The sequence below is a fragment of the Algibacter marinivivus genome, from assembly GCF_003143755.1.
Lineage (GTDB): Bacteria > Bacteroidota > Bacteroidia > Flavobacteriales > Flavobacteriaceae > Algibacter_B > Algibacter_B marinivivus.
On the sequence record NZ_QFRI01000005.1, the window covers coordinates 64,884 to 82,730 of the forward strand.

Here is a 17,847-nt window from a genome sequence, read left to right on the forward strand (position 1 = left end):
ACAAACTATGACTATGAATACAACTAAAATCAAATTAATCATAATATGCTTTTCAGTTTTTGTAATGAACTGTAGTAATGATAGCTCTGATGATACAACTAATAGAACATATGATGATGTAAGAACAGATTTCCAAAACTTAAATCTTTCTGCAGGAATTAATGATGTTTCATTACTAAATACTGGTAATTTCCTTTGGGATTTTAGAGTCATCATGCCTAATAATTCCTCGGGGAACAGACCTTTAATTATTGCTCTACATGGTTTCTCTGGAGATAATACAGATGCCCACAAAGCCACAGCATGCTATATAGAACCTGGATACGCTAGCTTAGATGCTATAATTATAAGTCCAAATGCTGGTAGCTTTTTCTGGGAAGACCTTATAAATCAACAACAAATTCTATCTCTTGTTGATTTAGCAGTAACGTATTTACCTGTTGACCCAAATAAAATTGTAGTAACGGGTTATAGCGCTGGTGGAAATGGTAGTTGGTTCTCTGGAGAAGTTCAACCTAATGTCTTTTCTGCAGCAATACCAATTGCAAGTTCATATAACACAACTACTAATGGCGTTGCTAGACTTATTGAAACACCTATGTATGTGATTCATGGTGAAAATGATGAACTGTTTTCTTTAGAATTAACTGAAGGTTGGGTAAACCAAGCTATTGATGCTGGTGCGGATATTACATTTGTTGTTGCTCCTAATTTAACTCACCTTCAACCTTGTAGTTATGTGAGTTATATTGAAGACGCTGCTGATTGGTTGGTTAATGATATTTGGAATTAACCTATAAAGTTCTAAATTGAAAAATTTCAGAATCTGAAGTATTACCAACTGAGTCTTTAGTTACTATTTTCCAGTAATAAGTTGTTCCTGAAGATACAGAAACATCTATTTGGTTATTTATTACTTCGCTTGCAAAAATATCTGGATTGTTATTGGTGCCAAAATACACATCATAAGCTTCAATATCATTATCAACATCACTCCCAGTCCATTGCAATGTAACACTAGTAGCGATAAATGATGCTGCCATTTGTGGCGCATTCAAAACTGCAGAAAAAGGCGCATAGGTTTGAACTCCAGGGCCTGCGTTGTAGAATTTCCAAGTTTCGCTTTCTGCGATTGTGGAACCGCGTTCAGATTCTACATACCACGAATATGGAGTTGCTCTATCAAGTAAAATACCAATTTTATCCTCTGTGGTTTCATCTTCAATGGTTGCTCCATTAACTAAATTTGTAATAAAAATTTTATATTTATCAGCAATATCACTCGCTTCCCATTCAAAAAAAACAGTACTTGTTGTTGGTGTAATATCAGCACCAATATTACATAATCCATCCTTGTGAGGAAACTGCAAGTTCACTGTTAGTCTGTCTATTTGACTAGGTTCTTCTGGATCTAGACTATTAGGGTCCGGATCAACAGTAGAAGGATTACTACAAGAAATTACTAAAAAAATTAAGCAAAATATATAAACTATCTTTTTCATTTCTTAACAATTTTAAAAATGGATACTGATGATTTTGATGTTAAAAAAACAGTGTAAAGGCCAATACTAAAATCATTAGTATCAACTGATAAACTTCTTGCATCTTTTCTTTTAATTTCTTCATTATAAACTAATTGCCCCAGATAAGAGTATACACTAATATTAACAATATCATCTTGTAATGCGCCTAAGTAAATATTAAATTCATTTTGAAAAGGGTTAGGATGTACAAACATTTTATTTGATAATAAAATGCTTTCTTTGTATGAACCCTGACAGGGTTTATCGGTTGAAATTTTAATGGTATTCTTACCGCTTTCTAACTGCAAAGTCATTTGAGATTCAGAAGTTTTAAATTCTAAGCCGTTAAAGTTTATTTTATAATTAGAGCTACCAGACATGTTTATACTTAAAACCTTTCCGTTTACACTTTTACTTGTAATAACCTCTAAATTTTCTGGATGATTAATTACAATATCAAAACAACGTTCAAAGCTTGGTAATTCATCAGAAGTTAAACACAATCTGTATGTTCCTGCAAGCAGATTAAGAATATCTATTTCATTGGTAAACGCATAATTTCTATCAAAATCATCACCTATTAAACTCGCTTTATATTCATAAAATTCTTTAGTAGTTATATTTATTTTACCATCGTTATTGTTTAAGCATGTTTCCCCAGTAATCAAAATAGTAAAGTTATCGTTTGGTAATACCGAAAAAGGGCATCCAAATAAATCTACAGCTTCACCAAATGGAGTTCCTGGACATAAATCATCTTCATTGGCTACACCATCATTATCTGCATCATCACAAACTAATTGATAATTTGTAGTTGCATCTTTATACCAATCATCATAAAATCCGTTTATATTTGATACCACGGCAACTGGGTCATCTACCAAAATACAGCTTAAATCTGGGTTATTTGATGCATTAAACCTTCTCAATATTGTATTTGTGCCATTTTGTATATTCAGTTTATCTTGGGTAAACGCATTGGACGAACAAAACAATTCTACTAATTTATTATTAACTGTAACATCTAAGGCTTCTAACTGATTCGAAGAACAATTAAGTCTTTCTAAATCTAATAACAAACTTACATCTAATGTTGTAAATAAATTAGATGAAATATTCAATGTCGTAAGACCTAAATTGGAGTTTGTGTTAATACTTAATAAGCTATTATTTGATACATCCAAAACACGCAATTCCGTTAGATTAGAAATGTCTATGGTTGCAAACTGATTGTTTGATGCATTTAAATTATTTAATAATACGTTCTCAATTAAATCTACGGTTGACAAAATATTACCTTCAATATTCAGACTTGTAAGTGATTCAAAATCTTCAATACCTGTTAAATCTGAAATACCTTTTTCTACTATACTTAAAGAAGTTAAATTTTTAATATTTGAAGTTGGCACATAATCATTTAACGGCGCTGTATCAAAACCTAAATCAATTAACGCCTGTTCAAAATTATCATCGGGCACATAGGTTTCACCAAACCTACAGTCTAAACTATATGCCGTAGTAGCATCTTTTAACCACGTTACACCTGCTGGAGCTGTACCATCGTCAGTTTGTATGCAACTTAAATCGGGATTGTTTTGAGCATTTAAATTTGAAATGTTTGAATTTTGCCCATTCTGAAGGTTTAAAACTTCTAATACGTTTGATGCACAACTTAAATCTATAAGAGCAGTATTTGTTGTAAAGTTTAGTGCTAGAATACTATTCCCATCACAATTAAAACGCTCTAGCAAGGGGATTAAACTCGTGTCAAATTCAGTAAATTGGTTATTGGAAATATATAGATTTATAATATTTGGGTTTTCTGTTACATCTAAACTTGATAGTGTATTATTAGAACAATTGATTTCTGTTAAGTTTACATTATTGCTAATATCTATGTTACTCAAAGCATTATTTGAGCAATCTAGATTTTCTAAAGCAGTAAAATCCTCAATACCTGTAAAATCTGAAATGGCATTTGCGCTAACATCCAAAATTGTTACGACTTCTATATTTATTGTAGGCACATAATCATCTAGAGCACCAGTATCATAACCCAAGTTAATCAATGCTTGTTCAAAATTATCATCAGGAACGTAGGTTTCTCCAAATCTACAATCTAAACTGTACATGGTTATTGCATCTTTCAGCCAACTTGCTGGAACACTATTTACATCATCTACTTGTATACAGGTTAGGTTTGGGTTATTAGTTGCTGAAAAACTTAATATCTCGTTATTTATTCCATTTTGAATATTTACAAACTCTAGTTGATTTCCTGATACGTTTATTGTGATATCATCTGGACAAAAATCTAACGGATTTCTTGCATTTTTTTCAGGACAAGCACCAATACCCATGCTGGTTAAATCTAAAGCTCCAACAATATCATTATTACTACAATTAAATGTTTTAAGTTGATTTAAATTATTAGGTATTTGTAAATTAGCTAAATCGTTATTACTAACATTTAATTCAATTAAATTCATATTTAAACTTGCATCCAAATCCGATAATTGATTATCGTTGATTGATAGATATTTTAGGGAAGGCAAATTATTTAATACCGAAGATAATTGACTAATTTGATTATTATCTAAAACTAAACTCTCTAAAATTACCGAGGACAAATCGTCTATCTCTGTTAATTCATTATTAGATCCAGAAAGTGCTATTAAAGCTATGGTAGCAGACAAATTTACATCAGTTAGTTTGTTATCAGAAAAATCAAGAACCTCTAAATTAGCGTTTGATATTACATCTAGCGAGGTTAAACTATTAGACCTACAATTTAAATTAGTCAATGCTAAACTTCTACTAGCTACTAAAGTTGATAACTCATTATTACTACAACTTAATAATTGCAATGTAAAATTATCTGTAGCGTAACTTATAAAGTTTGAGATACTATTATTATCACAATTAACTTCAATTAAATCATTGTTATTGCTTATATCTAATACATCTAAACTATTATTAGAGCAATCAAGAATTTCTAAATTTGCATTTAGAGAGATATCCAAATCCGCTAGGTTATTATCTGCACAAAATAGTTTTGTTAAATTTGGCGTTGTAGTAGTATTCAAAACCCCATTTACATTGGCAATATTATTGGTTAGAAAATAATTTGAACCACAATACAGTTCTTGTAAGTTAAGCATACCACTTACATCCAACTCATCTAAGTAGTTATCGCTACAATCTAACGCAGTTAAAGAGCTAAATGCTTTAATACCTTCAAGACTTTCAATGCTTTTTCCACTAACATTTAATGAAGTTAGGTATTCTATATTGGCAGTTAGTACTTGATCGTCTAAAGGCGCTATATCTAAACCTAAATCAATTAAAGCTTGCTCAAAATTATCATCAGGAATAGCTGTAAACCTATTGTTTTCGCAATCATCATTATAATTTGCTATAGAATCAATCGTCCATCCTGCTGCATTTTGTGAATAATTTGGGCTATCAACATTTAAGCAAAACAAATTTGAATTATTTGTAGCATTAAATACGGCTATATTGGTATTATTCCCATTTCTAACATCTACAAATTCTAATACATTATCGTTACAAATTACACTTGTTAAGCCTACATTTGTTGTTAAATCTAATTTTTCTATGTTATTATTAGAACAATCTAATGCTTGCAAAGCTATAAATGCTTCAATTCCAGTTAAATCTGAAATTCCTAGATTCGCTATATTTAAAGTTCCAGTAAACGCATTAACATCTAATGTAGATACAAAGTTATTATTTGCTATACCGTCTCCTAAAGATGGAACAAGGCTTTCAAGATAGTTTTCAAAAGCATCGTCTGGAACATATGTTCCACAACCTTCACTATACGATGCGTTACCGTCTTTAAACCAATTTGCTCCTATATTATTTTCATCATCAACCTGAATACATAAGAATTGTGGATTATTAGTTGCATTAAAATTATTTAACACACCATTGTTTCCGTTGTTAATATTTAGCGTTAATAATGAATTATCATTACAATAAAAATTTACAAGGTTTGGATGTAAGCTAATATTTAATATTTCAATGTCGTTATCAGAACAATCTAAATCTGTTAAAAGTAAATTATTAGAGATATCAAGTGTTGATAAAGTATTTCCCGAACAATTAAGATTTAAAAGGTTTACATTATTACTTATATTCAAACTATTGAATGAATAGTTATTAGAAGCATCATCAGTATCTACATAAGGTACTTGCGAAGAACAATCTAATATAGTAAGTTTTGTATTTGCTGTTACATCCAGAGAAGGCAAAATGTTATTAGAACAATACAATGCTTCTAGATTTTCAAAGCCCTCAAGTCCTGTTAGGTCTTTTATATTTTCTCCAGCAATATTTAAAGTTATTGCACCCACAATTTGAGATGTTAAAGCAAAATTATTATTTGGAATTCCATCACCCAAACCATTGGTTTCAAGATAATCTTCAAAATTATCATCGGGGACATAGGTATAAATATCATCACAAACAGTTTCTGCATAATATGTCCAATCATCTTTGGCCCAATTAGCATTTGGACTAAAACCTGCATCAATCTGAATACAAAACAAATCTGGATTTCTTTCAGAAGTAAATATTGAAACTAAATCATTGAAACCATTCGCAACAATTAATGATACCAGTTGATTATTTGAAACATTAATTGAAGAAGGTCCTTGGCAAGCAGTAATAGGGTCAGTTTGTGGGTCGGGACATACTGTAGCATTAATTGAACTTAAATCTAAATTAGAAATGAAATTATTTGAGACATCTAATATTTTTAAATTCGTATTAGATGATAAATCTAATGTGGTTATTTGATTTGATGTTGAAAACAAACTTTCTAATTTCGTATTTACACCAACATTTAAAGTATTTATCCTGTTATTTGAAATAGACAATGATGTTAAATCTGTATTTTGACTAACATCTATCGCAGCGATTCTATTGTTAGAACAATCTAAACTCGTTAATTGTCTATTACTAGTAATATTTAATATTGAAATCTGATTATCGGAACAATCGAAATCTTCTAAATTAGTATTTGCTGCTACATTTATACTTAATAATTGATTAGAACCACATAGCAAAGATTTTAAATTTGCACTATTAGAAACATCAAGACTCGTTAAATTATTACCATTACAAATTAAGGTTTCTAAACTAGAAAAAAACTCAATCCCAGAAAGGTTATTTATTCCTAAATTATCTATACTTAATACAAGTGCTGCATTAATTCTATCGGTTAGTACAAAACCATTAGCTTCAACACCATCTCCTAAACTAGTATCATCACCAAGATCAACAATATTTCCATTAGCATCATGGGTTTCAAGATAATTTTCAAAGGCAACATCAGGTATCGCTGTTGTTTGAGCCCAAACAGCAGATACTGTAAAGACCATAGTAAATAGAGAAAGTAAAACTTTGTTTTTCATAATGTTAGTTTAAATCAACTAATTTTTAATGGTCTCCTTTCTTATCTATTTCTTTATGATAATGTATTTGCTTATCTAATTTTATTTGTAAATCAGTAATAAAACGTTCTTTAAACGCGCTATCATTTTTAAGTTTATCAAAAATCTCTTTATTCTTTTCATACTGTCCAGAATCTTTCATCATTTTTTCTGCTAGTACCAACCCCTCTTCTAAATCTTGTTTAGTTATTTCAAAATAGATAATATCCGTTTCTGGAGCCTCAACAACCGAAAGTTTTCTACTACTATAATCTTGATAATTAACAACTCCATCTGTATTGTTAACAGAGGTTGTTTTGCTTACAATCGTTCCGCCTTGTTCTAAATTAGAAATACTAGACAAAATATCTTCAATTTGACTTTTTAAATGATTAATCTCATCAGCTTGTTCATTAACTTTAGCCTCTAAGTTTTCAAGAATTAAACTACTATCATTTCTATTTAAACCAACTGCAACATTAATTAAATTAAATCCTATTCCATTTTCTCCCCATGCAGTTCCTACTATATCTTTAATTTGATTAACTTTAATTTTAGATGGGTGTATTGCGATTCCAATACCATCGTTTTTACCACTAGGGATAATATAATCTCCAATATTAGCTTTCCCATAAACCTTAACAGGTACCTGCCCCATAAACGCCACTTTTTCATAGTCTGTCTCTTTATTTTGCTGAGGCATATTCCCCAAAACAATAGGCTTGTATGAAACCACCATAATTCTTTCTGCACCCTCTAAGTTTTTAGATATTTTACCACCCTTAACACCAATTATATCACCATATGTCATTTTTTCACCATTATCTGCTCTCATTAAATATTCGGCATAATCTCCAGCGCCAGAAGCATATGTAACCCCTTTAAATTCATCCTTATTTTCATTATATACTACCAGATTCCTTATTGCCACTACTTCATTTGCAATCGCAATAGCTGTTTTAATTCCTTCCGCAATCAACTTAGCTTTGGTACTTACAATCCAAGATGGAGGAGGTCCCATTACACAAGGAATTGGTCCAACACAAGGCGCAAAGGCAGTAGCTGCAGCAACATTTTCTGCAATTGCAACAGTTGTATCCCAACCCTGAAATACTAAATCCATAGTAGCATCAGCAGTATCGTATATTAATGATGTTTGATCAAATAAATAATCTGCATTATTACCAAACTCTGATGGTATTTCTCCTTCAATTCTTCCCCATTGACCATCTTTATCCCAGAATGAGACAAAATTATTTCCATTTCTCCTAGTTCCAATAACCTCAATTGCTATTCCCTGCGTACTACCCTTAACCAATAATGGATAATTATTTTTTTCTTCCCCTGGGTCATCTCCAATTACTTGATCTTTTCGATTATTTGTACTAGTGTAACTAATGTCACCTGTATGAACACTAGAAGTAATTGTAACCTGAGTTTCAGAAATAATATCCACACTTCCGTTTAACTCGGTCGAGTTATTAATGGTCAAATCATCAGCAACCAATCCCGTAAACGTAGATTCTCCAACAACAGTTAACGATCCATTTAATGTAGTAGGCGCCAAAGGATCTCCATCTGGAGGCCCTACCAAAGGATCTCCAACATTTAAAGCACCAGATAAATTTGTAACACTCTGCCCTGTAACATTTAATGTGTTATTTAGGTTGGTTTCACCATCAACATTTAAGTCTCCAGTTAAGTTAGAGGTATTATTTCCAAGTACGTTAAGTGTACTTCCTAGGTTAGTAACTCCGTTAACCTGTAACTCACCATTTAGAAGTGTATTATCATCAACCTCTAAAGTACCGCTAGCTGTTATGTCTCGATGTGCTACATAGGGCACATAGGTTAATTTCTCAATACTCATATCCGTAAAGCCATCGCCATTATTAAAGTCAACTTCAACTTTTAAGGATTTAGGGTCTCCATTCCAATCAATCTTCTCAAAATCATCATGATTTTCAGCACCAATAATTAAATTTATTCTACCAAAATCATCTGTAGTTGTATTTTGTATTTCTGTAAATTCTACCACTCCACTTCCTGGTGCTATAATTGAAAACTTAATTGTTACGTCCGTAGTTGGTAAATAATTTCCTTCTGAATCTACTCCTGGCAACTCTAAAGCATCGGGACCAATAATTATAGCTTGATATGTTATACCATCAGTTTGTGCAAAGGCACCTGTAGTAATAAATAAAAATAAAATTAGGGTAATTATGCGTTTCATAACAGCTGGGTTTTAAATTGGTACTATATTTTTATAAGTTTTGAATTGAATAACTTTCCGTTTGAAATAGCTTTCAATGTATATGCCCCCGAAGACAAATTTTCGAGATTCATTTGTATTTTTCTTGAAGGTAAAAAACTCTTTGAAAAGACTAGTTTTCCTGAAATATCGTAAACATCAATATTAATATCTTCAGATACATTTTCCTTAAATGAAATTTGAATATTGTAATCAAAAGGATTTGGATAAACTTTGGCCCTCAAACTACTATAAGTGCTTTTAATAACTTTAATACGTTTGTGTGGTTGCTGGAACCCTTGTCTTAAATAATAGCCATTACTTGTATATGTTCCTATAACACTAGATTGACCAATACTCTGGCTTATAACATACGTACCTTTTGAGGTTTGAAATGTCTTACTAGAGCCTCCAACACCAACATTAGAGCGTATGATTTTATAGGCCTTCCCTTTTGTCTTTGATTGTCCATGAATTACCGGAACAATACAAATCATAAGTAGCAAAAGCATAATTTTTTTTATCAAATTTTCTTTTATCATTTTAACAAATGTTACTTTACAATACTCTAAACTAGAGTAATTAATCTTTATATACTAGAGTGTCCATTATTTGTCCGCCTCTATAATCTACTTAAAAGTCACAATAACATGTAGGAAGATTGATAATAAAACCAATACCAAATTGATGTGCATTAATATTTAATTTCTCTGCACTAATCCCACTATTTATCAATATTGAACTCCCATAATTATAGCCTGCAACAATAGCCGTACCTGTAGAAATAGGGTATTGCATACTTACTCCTGCTCTAAGAAACAAAATGTTGTTGTTAAACTCAGGTTCGCCTACCAAATTGAACACATCGTTATTAATGGTTTGGGTGCCTCTTACTAAAAACTCATATGCCACTGAACCGTTAGCAAAAAATCTAAAATCATTATATTCGAATAATTTAATATCTGCTCCTCCTTTAATCCCTAAATAGCTTACATCCCATTCAAAATAGTTATCTACACTATTTTCACTGCCAATAGCCCCATAATTATTATAATTAACACCACCTCTTAAGAATATCGTTTTAGCCTTATTTAACGTATGCCTATATCCCATCCCAAAATAGGATTTAGACTTAGAAAGTAAATTGTCTAGAGGTTGTCCTTGAGAGTTTTCATAATCAAACGAAGAAATTGTAGAACCATACTCCATATATAGTTGTTGAGAAATTCCAAACAAAGAAGTAAATACAAAAAGGACGAAAAGTAAATGTTTTTTCATATTACGATTTATAATTTTTAAAATTAAAATTGAGGCTATTTCCAGTAACAGAAGCTATTCTACAAAAAGGCTTAGAAAAGACTTTAAAACATAGCAAGACAGCTATGAAAACAATATAAGGGTTGGTTGGCATATTATTTTATTAGGCAATACTAATGTATTGATATAGTCCTTATAAAAAAAATAAAACCGTTAATGTCCACCATTTGTCCATTTAAATTGTTTAGCATTTATGGATGCTAAGAGTAAAAAGACGATATCATTTTAACTAAAGAACAAAAAATAACCCTCTGTATATTAATTAATTAAACTATTTTTAGTATATTATAGCTTAAATTGTATTAATCTTTAAGTTATGAAAAAATCAGCCTTTTACAGAATCCTGTTGTGTTTAATCTTTTCTAGTTTTTGCTTTAATTCAACCTTAGCCCAAAATGCTACCTTTACAGAATTAGAAGGAAAGGTTATTGATAGCGACACGAAAACACCTTTAGTTTTTACAGATATTGTTATTAATGATTCTAATATAAGCACAGTAACTAATAGTGATGGAGACTTTCTTTTAAAAATACCAAACACTTTTTTAGAAGGCAGTATTACAATCTCTCATTTAGGGTATAAAAAAAGAGAAGTTAAACTATCCTCAATTAAAAATCATGAAAAAATACTTCTCTCACCCGCTATTACAAAGTTAAACGAAGTTAGTATTACAACAACTACAAAAGGTGCTAAAGAAATTGTTGAAGAAACGCTCAAAAAGAAAAGTAGTATTTACAACAATAATAATACTTTAATGACTGCTTTTTATAGAGAGACGATAAAAAAAAGAAGAAGAAACGCATCGCTTTCTGAAGCTGTTGTTAAAATCCATAAACAACCCTATAATAATTTAAGAAATGATCATATTGAATTAATTAAGGCACGTAAGAATACTGACTATTCAAAGCTAGATACTTTAGCTTTAAAATTACAAGGTGGTCCATTTAGTAACTTATATACAGATATTATAAAATACCCTGAATTCATTTTTACAGCAGAAGATATCCCTTTGTATACATTTAGTTTTGGTAATTCAACTAAAATCAATAACAGGCAAATTTATGTTATTAATTTCAAACAAAAAGAAGATAATGGGAAACCTCTTTATTATGGCAAACTATATATTGATGCAGGAACTTTAGCTTTAACTAATGCAGTTTACAGCTTAAATGTTTCAAATAAAGAATTATCAAGTCAGATGTATGTTAGAAAAAAACCAAGAAAAGTTGATGTATATCCAACTGAAGCCACATATAGAGTAAACTACAGAACTACCAATGGGAAATGGCACTATGCCTACAGTAATATCTCTCTAACATTTAAAGTAAATTGGAAAGGTAAATTATTTAATAATACATACACTTTAAATAGCGAAATGGCAATTACAGATTGGGAAATCCATGATGCTAAACTTGCTAAAATAAGAAGCAAACTAATTAGACCTTCCACTATACTAAGCGAAAAAGCTTCTGGCTTTTCTGACCCTAGATTCTGGGGCGCATACAATATTATTGAGCCAGAAAAATCAATTGAATCTGCAATAAAAAAAATACAGAAACAACTTAAGCGTACTTAAGCATCTTTTCTTTTAAGAAAGCTAAACAATATTCCAAACTCGAGTCAGTAGAAATTATATACTGATTCGAGTTTTTTTTTAAATTATTTTCAATCAATAATACATATCCCTCTAAAATTCACATAAATAAAATATCATCTTTATTTTTTGCGAAAACCTAAAAAAATGCCTATTAATATTCCATATATTGCTCAATCTTTTCAAGAAAAAACTAAACTAAATAACCACAAAACACTAGATTAATGGAAGAAGTAACAGCAATTGTAATTGAACAAAAAGAGCTCATATCAGCAATTGACACCGTTTGGGTTTCAATTTGTGCAGCAATTATATTTTTAATGGAAGGAGGCTTTGCTCTATTAGAGGCAGGTTTTGTTCGATCTAAAAATGCAATGAGTATTATTGCCAAAGTAATTATAGATATTACATTTGGTGGATTAGCATTTTACGCTGTTGGTTTTGGAATAGCATACGGAACATCTAATGGGTGGTTTGCTTTTGATATGGGAATTATTGAAAGTGACTTAGGTTTGGGACTTACCGTTTCTAACAAGCTATTTTGGTTTATTCAATTAGGGTTTGCTATTGCAGCAATATCAATAGTTTCTGGGGCCGTAGCAGAACGAATGAAAGTCTGGCCTTATGCTATTTATGTTATCATTTTTTGCGCTATTATGTATCCATTAGCTGCTAATTGGGTTTGGAACCCAAATGGGTGGCTTGCTATAAGAGGTTTTAATGATTTTGCAGGTTCTGCTGCAGTTCATGCTATGGGAGGTTTTGCTGCATTGGCAGCTGCCATTGTTTTAGGCGCTCGTCTTGGTAAGTATGATCAAGATGGAAAACCTGTAGCTATTCCAGGTCATAATTTACCTCTTGCAGCTGTTGGTGGCTTTATATTATGGTTTGGTTGGTTTGCTTTTAACCCTGGATCTACACTAGGGGCTGTAGGTAATTGGGAATTAATTGGTGATATAGCTACAAATACATTTTTAGCTTCAGCTGCTGGTGGAATTTCAACTATTATTTACACTTACTTTAAATATGGGCAAATTGATATTACAATGACTATAAATGGTGTATTAGCTGGTTTAGTAGCAATTACTGCTGGGTGTAATGTTTTCGAACCTGGTTCAGCCATAATTATTGGTTTGATTGCTGGAGTTTTAGTTGATGTAGCGGTAATATTTATTGATAAAATAAGAATTGATGATCCTGTTGGTGCCATTGCTGTACATGGTGTTAATGGCTTATTTGGAACTATTGCTGTAGGTTTATTTGCTTCAGAAGATGGTCTGTTTTTTGGAGGTGGTACAGATTTATTAATAACTCAAACTATTGGCGTATTAGTAATAGGTACTTTCTCTTTTGTAGTCACATATATCGTAATGAAAATTATGAAGAAAACAATAGGTATTCGTGTTAATAGATCAGAAGAAAATGCAGGAATTGATGCCGTTTCTTTTGGTGTTGAAGCATACACCACTTTTGAATAAAAATTTGAGATAAAACTTTAAAATTACTGAGATGAAAAAAGTAGAAGCCATTATAAGACCATCAAAATTAAAAGCTGTTCAACGTGGGTTAAAAGAAGCTGGAATACCATGTTTAACAGTTGTACCTGTAAAAGGGACTGGGTTACAAAAAAGTTACTCTGAACGTTATAGAGGTACAGAACAATCAATGATCTTAAAAACACGTATTATGATTATGTGTATTGTAAGTGATGATAATTTAGAAACATGTATCAATACTATTTTAGACAATAGTTCTGAAGCTAGTGTTGGTGATGGTAAAATCTTTATATACAATGTTGAAGAAGCTATAAGAATTAGAACTAGAACTAGGGGAAGTGAGGCAATTAAATAGATTAACTTAATTTAGAGTTAATTTTACAATTACTGGTTCATGGTCTGATAGTTTTACTTCAAAATTCTGGTGAGATGTTATTTCAAAATTGTCATCTGCTAGAATATAATCCAACCTAAACGGGTATTTATATAATTCAAAAGTAGTTCCAAAACCTTTTCCCGATTCTATAAAAGAATCTTTTCTTGATCCTTTTATTAAATTGTAGGAAGTTGAAAATTGTGTTGCATTAAAATCACCACATATTATAGCTTTACCATTAAAATTATCAATATGGTTTTTAACCAATATTGCTTGTTCTTTTCTAGTTTTTTCAGCTTTACCTATCCTTTTAACTAAAGCAGAATAACTTTTAGGATTATTCAATTGATGAATAGCATCCAATCTATATGATTCTAGATGTAAATTATAAATTCGTATTATTTCTCCATTATATGCTATATCTGCATACATGGCATTATTATTAGTACCATCAAAATCAATGTATTGCTTATTTATAATAGGATATTTAGAAAATATTATCTGGGTTGATTTTTCAATATCTTGTCTGTAAGCTAAAAAATAGTATGGATACTTAGTAAAAGGTTTCATGCCTTTATTCCAAAACTCTTGAATAACAAAAACATCAACATCTTGAGCATTAATAAAATCAATTACTTGTTTATATCTATCATTAACAATATTACCACTTACAAGTCCGAAATTTTCGGTATTAAATGTCATTATAGATATACTTTCTTTATCTGAATCTGTATTTTCATTATTAAACTGAAAAAACGAATCAAACTTAAAAAAGAAAATTATTAATCCAATTAATGCAAGAACAGAGTATTTACTTTTTTTGAATAACCAATAAATTCCAAAAATTAAATTTAAAATAAATAGTAAGGGAAATATAACAGAGAATATGAATGATAAAAGGTCATCAGAAACAATAATATAAAAAGAACCTAGTATTAAAAGAATAGTAGGTATAACCGAAATAACTCTACAAAAACTTCTTATCTTTTTTTTAAGTTTAGTTATATTGAACAACTTAAATGCTATTTTAGAATAATGTTATTTGGCCTTCATCATCTGAATCATCAATTGTGTCAGTATTTATTTCTGAAGAATTATTAGCTTCTCCTTTAGCAGTTTCTGTGGAAACTTCTTTTTCATCAACAACTTCTAATTCATCTGCATGAACTTCTTCTGGAGCTTCAAACGGAAGAGGGTCTAATAAATTGACTTGATTGACCCTTTCTTTTGTAAGTTGATTACCTTGTGCTGAAACACCTTTAATATCAATAAACTCTTCGAGATTTACTTCAAGGTTTTCTTTTCTATCCTTCCCACGTTCCTTGGCAAAAATAACTTCAGCCATAGGTTTCCAATCGGTAGAAACAATTTCTAATTGCGAATTTGGATGATCTGAAATAAAAGATTCTTCTTTACCTTCCTGCTCTATCAAAAAGCGTTTTACGTAATACAATTCTTTTTCACCATTAAAATAAATAGCTGATATAGGTTTTTTAGGAATCCATTTCTCCATAACAATCATATCATCATCAAAATGCATCGTTACCTCTGGTGTAACCGTTTTAAGTATTCCAGATTGATTAATTATCAACAATTTATCTTCTCCTCTAAATTCGCCAATAAGTTCTCCTCTACCATCAACATTTAAACGCTGAACCGTATCATCAAACCAAATTTTTCGTGGCTTTAAGGTAGATACACCTTTTTCTTTAAGTTCAACACGCTTAACAGGGTATTTGGTAACTAAATTTCCTTTTGACGTACGCGCTTTAATTAAAATATCAGCAAAATCAATATCCCATTTTAGCTTTTTAATACTTCCTGCTTGTCTTAAATTAATCGAAACAACTTCTGCTTCTCCATTAGGGTTTGCTGAAAAATATAAACTTAATGATCCTTTATTTCCATTGGTTAAATCATACTCTCTATCTCTAGTCATACTAGTAACAGCAAAACGCTTTATATATGAAGGTCCTTTTTTTCCATCACGATAAATTAAATTATAAATAGTACGCTTATCTTTTTTCTTAAACACAGCAACATGAATAATATCTTTACCAATAAATGTTTTAGAACCCACTTTAGTAACCATCATTTTACCTTCTTTGGTAAACACAATAATATCATCAATATCACTACAATCACATACATATTCGTTTCTACGTAAAGATGTACCAATAAAACCTTCTTCGCGGTTTACGTATAACTTAGTATTTCTAATTACCACTTTTGTTGCATCTACATCATCAAAAGTTCTAATTTCAGTTTTACGCTCTCTACCTTCTCCATATTCTTTTTTAAGCCTTTGGAAGTAAGCAATAGCGTAATCAATAAGATTTGCTAAGTGATGTTTTACTTCTGCTATTTGCTCTTCTAGTGCATCAATTTTTTGTTGTGCTTTATCGATATCAAATTTAGAAATACGTTTGATTCGTATTTCTGTTAAACGTGTAATATCTTCAGTAGTTATGGCACGTTTTAAATGTTTTATATGAGGTTTTAAACCTTTATCAATTGCTGAAATTACTCCTTCCCAAGTTTCTTCTTCTTCAATATCTCGGTAAATTCTATTTTCAATAAAAATACGCTCTAAAGAAGCAAAATGCCATTGTTCTTCAAGTTCACCAAGTTTTATTTCAAGCTCTTGTTTTAATAACTGAACCGTATTATCTGTTGAACGACGTAACATTTCAGATACACCAATAAACAATGGTTTATTATCTTCAATAACACATCCTAATGGCGAAATTGACGATTCACAACTTGTAAAAGCATATAATGCATCTATCGTTTTATCTGGTGATAACCCTGAAGGAAGATGCACTAAAATTTCAACCTCAGCGGCAGTATTATCTTCAATTTTTTTAACTTTAATTTTACCTTTATCATTCGCCTTTAAAATAGAATCAATTAACGAAGATGTTGTTGTTCCAAAAGGCAATTCAGTAATCACTAAAGTGTTTTTATCTAGTTGAGAAATTTTAGCCCGAACTCGAACTTTACCACCTCTATTACCATCATTATAATTTGAAAAATCAGCTATTCCAGCAGTTGGGAAATCTGGCAAAATTATAAAACGCTTTCCTTGTAAATGTTTTATTGAAGCATCAATAAGTTCAATAAAATTATGTGGTAATATTTTAGTTGATAACCCTACTGCAATACCCTCGCCTCCTTGTGCTAAAAGCAAAGGAAACATTACTGGAAGGTTTACAGGCTCTTTTCTACGACCATCATAACTGGCTTGCCATTCTGTAATTTTAGGATTGTAAACAACATCTAGTCCAAATTTTGAAATACGCGCTTCAATATAACGAGAGGCCGCAGCACGATCTCCTGTTAAGATATTCCCCCAGTTTCCCTGGGTATCAATTAATAAATCTTTCTGACCAATTTGCACCATAGCATCTGCTATACTTGCATCACCATGTGGATGATACTGCATAGTATGACCAACAATGTTTGCTACTTTATTATAGCGTCCATCATCAAGGTCTTTCATAGAATGCATTATACGGCGTTGTACAGGTTTAAAACCATCTTCTATAGCTGGTACAGCACGCTCTAAAATAACATACGATGCGTAATCTAAAAACCAATCTTTGTACATACCAGTAACTCTGGTAATGGTTTCTTGAGGCTCGTTTTGTTCGTTTGTTAAATCGTCGTTTTGGTCTTCAATCATTAAAGATTCTTAGTTTTTTGGTTTTCCGTTAAGGTAAGTTCTTCCTTTTTTTCTACGTTTTTTTGCCTTAGATGTTACATCATGCTTGTGCAAATAGTCATAAGACCTTTGCTTTAGCTTTTTGTTTTTGGTGTATAACATAATAA

At 30.9% G+C, this 17,847-nt stretch carries 12 protein-coding genes; 4 read left to right on the forward strand and 8 right to left on the reverse strand.

Features of this window, described 5'->3' with window-relative positions; translation table 11 throughout:
* The first annotated feature begins 13 nt into the window (after positions 1–13).
* A complete protein-coding gene (locus DIS18_RS14550) occupies positions 14–793 on the forward strand; it encodes a carboxylesterase family protein (RefSeq protein WP_181364061.1) in 780 nt (259 codons plus the stop codon).
* 1 nt (position 794) lies between these two features.
* On the opposite strand, the gene DIS18_RS14555 is transcribed toward DIS18_RS14550, so the two are convergent.
* From DIS18_RS14555 to DIS18_RS14575, 5 genes are all read right to left on the reverse strand, one after another.
* Positions 795–1,502 (reverse strand): hypothetical protein, encoded by a 708-nt coding sequence (locus DIS18_RS14555; RefSeq protein ID WP_109353817.1) that lies wholly within the window; start codon positions 1,500–1,502, stop codon positions 795–797.
* Complete coding sequence (locus DIS18_RS14560; protein WP_109353818.1) at positions 1,499–6,964, reverse strand: T9SS type A sorting domain-containing protein; 5,466 nt, start codon at positions 6,962–6,964, stop codon at positions 1,499–1,501. The genes DIS18_RS14555 and DIS18_RS14560 overlap by 4 nt, the downstream gene beginning before the upstream one ends.
* Positions 6,965–6,989: 25 nt before the next feature.
* The gene (locus DIS18_RS14565) at positions 6,990–9,215 is read right to left on the reverse strand and encodes an EMAP trimerization domain-containing protein (RefSeq protein ID WP_109353819.1); all 2,226 of its coding nucleotides are present in this window, start codon (positions 9,213–9,215) and stop codon (positions 6,990–6,992) included.
* 23 nt (positions 9,216–9,238) lie between these two features.
* Positions 9,239–9,745, reverse strand: a complete 507-nt coding sequence (locus DIS18_RS14570) for a T9SS type A sorting domain-containing protein (RefSeq protein ID WP_181364062.1) — start codon at positions 9,743–9,745, stop codon at positions 9,239–9,241.
* 121 nt (positions 9,746–9,866) lie between these two features.
* Positions 9,867–10,511 (reverse strand): hypothetical protein, encoded by a 645-nt coding sequence (locus tag DIS18_RS14575; protein ID WP_146191841.1) that lies wholly within the window; start codon positions 10,509–10,511, stop codon positions 9,867–9,869.
* Between the two features lie 355 nt (positions 10,512–10,866).
* Between DIS18_RS14575 and DIS18_RS14580 the strand changes: the two genes are divergently transcribed.
* The 3 genes from DIS18_RS14580 to DIS18_RS14590 all read left to right on the forward strand — a co-directional run bounded on the left by DIS18_RS14580 (position 10,867) and on the right by DIS18_RS14590 (position 13,995).
* Positions 10,867–12,126, forward strand: coding sequence for a carboxypeptidase-like regulatory domain-containing protein (locus DIS18_RS14580; protein ID WP_109353822.1), 1,260 nt, complete (start codon positions 10,867–10,869; stop codon positions 12,124–12,126).
* 242 nt (positions 12,127–12,368) lie between these two features.
* Positions 12,369–13,622 carry an ammonium transporter gene (locus DIS18_RS14585; RefSeq protein ID WP_109353823.1) on the forward strand — a complete coding sequence of 418 codons (1,254 nt, stop codon included), beginning with the start codon at positions 12,369–12,371 and terminating at the stop codon, positions 13,620–13,622.
* A gap of 31 nt (positions 13,623–13,653) precedes the next feature.
* Complete coding sequence (locus DIS18_RS14590; RefSeq protein WP_109353824.1) at positions 13,654–13,995, forward strand: P-II family nitrogen regulator; 342 nt, start codon at positions 13,654–13,656, stop codon at positions 13,993–13,995.
* A gap of 6 nt (positions 13,996–14,001) precedes the next feature.
* Here the strand turns inward: DIS18_RS14590 and DIS18_RS14595 are convergent, their stop codons facing one another.
* The 3 genes from DIS18_RS14595 to DIS18_RS15115 are packed head-to-tail and all read right to left on the reverse strand — an operon-like array spanning position 14,002 to position 17,842.
* On the reverse strand, positions 14,002–15,030 hold the full coding sequence (locus DIS18_RS14595) for an endonuclease/exonuclease/phosphatase family protein (protein ID WP_109353825.1): 1,029 nt from the start codon (positions 15,028–15,030) through the stop codon (positions 14,002–14,004).
* A gap of 13 nt (positions 15,031–15,043) precedes the next feature.
* Positions 15,044–17,701, reverse strand: a complete 2,658-nt coding sequence (locus DIS18_RS14600; RefSeq protein ID WP_109353826.1) for a DNA gyrase/topoisomerase IV subunit A — start codon at positions 17,699–17,701, stop codon at positions 15,044–15,046.
* 9 nt (positions 17,702–17,710) lie between these two features.
* Entirely contained in the window at positions 17,711–17,842 is a 132-nt protein-coding gene (locus DIS18_RS15115) for a hypothetical protein (RefSeq protein WP_281261091.1), read from the reverse strand.
* Between the last annotated feature and the right edge of the window lie 5 nt (positions 17,843–17,847).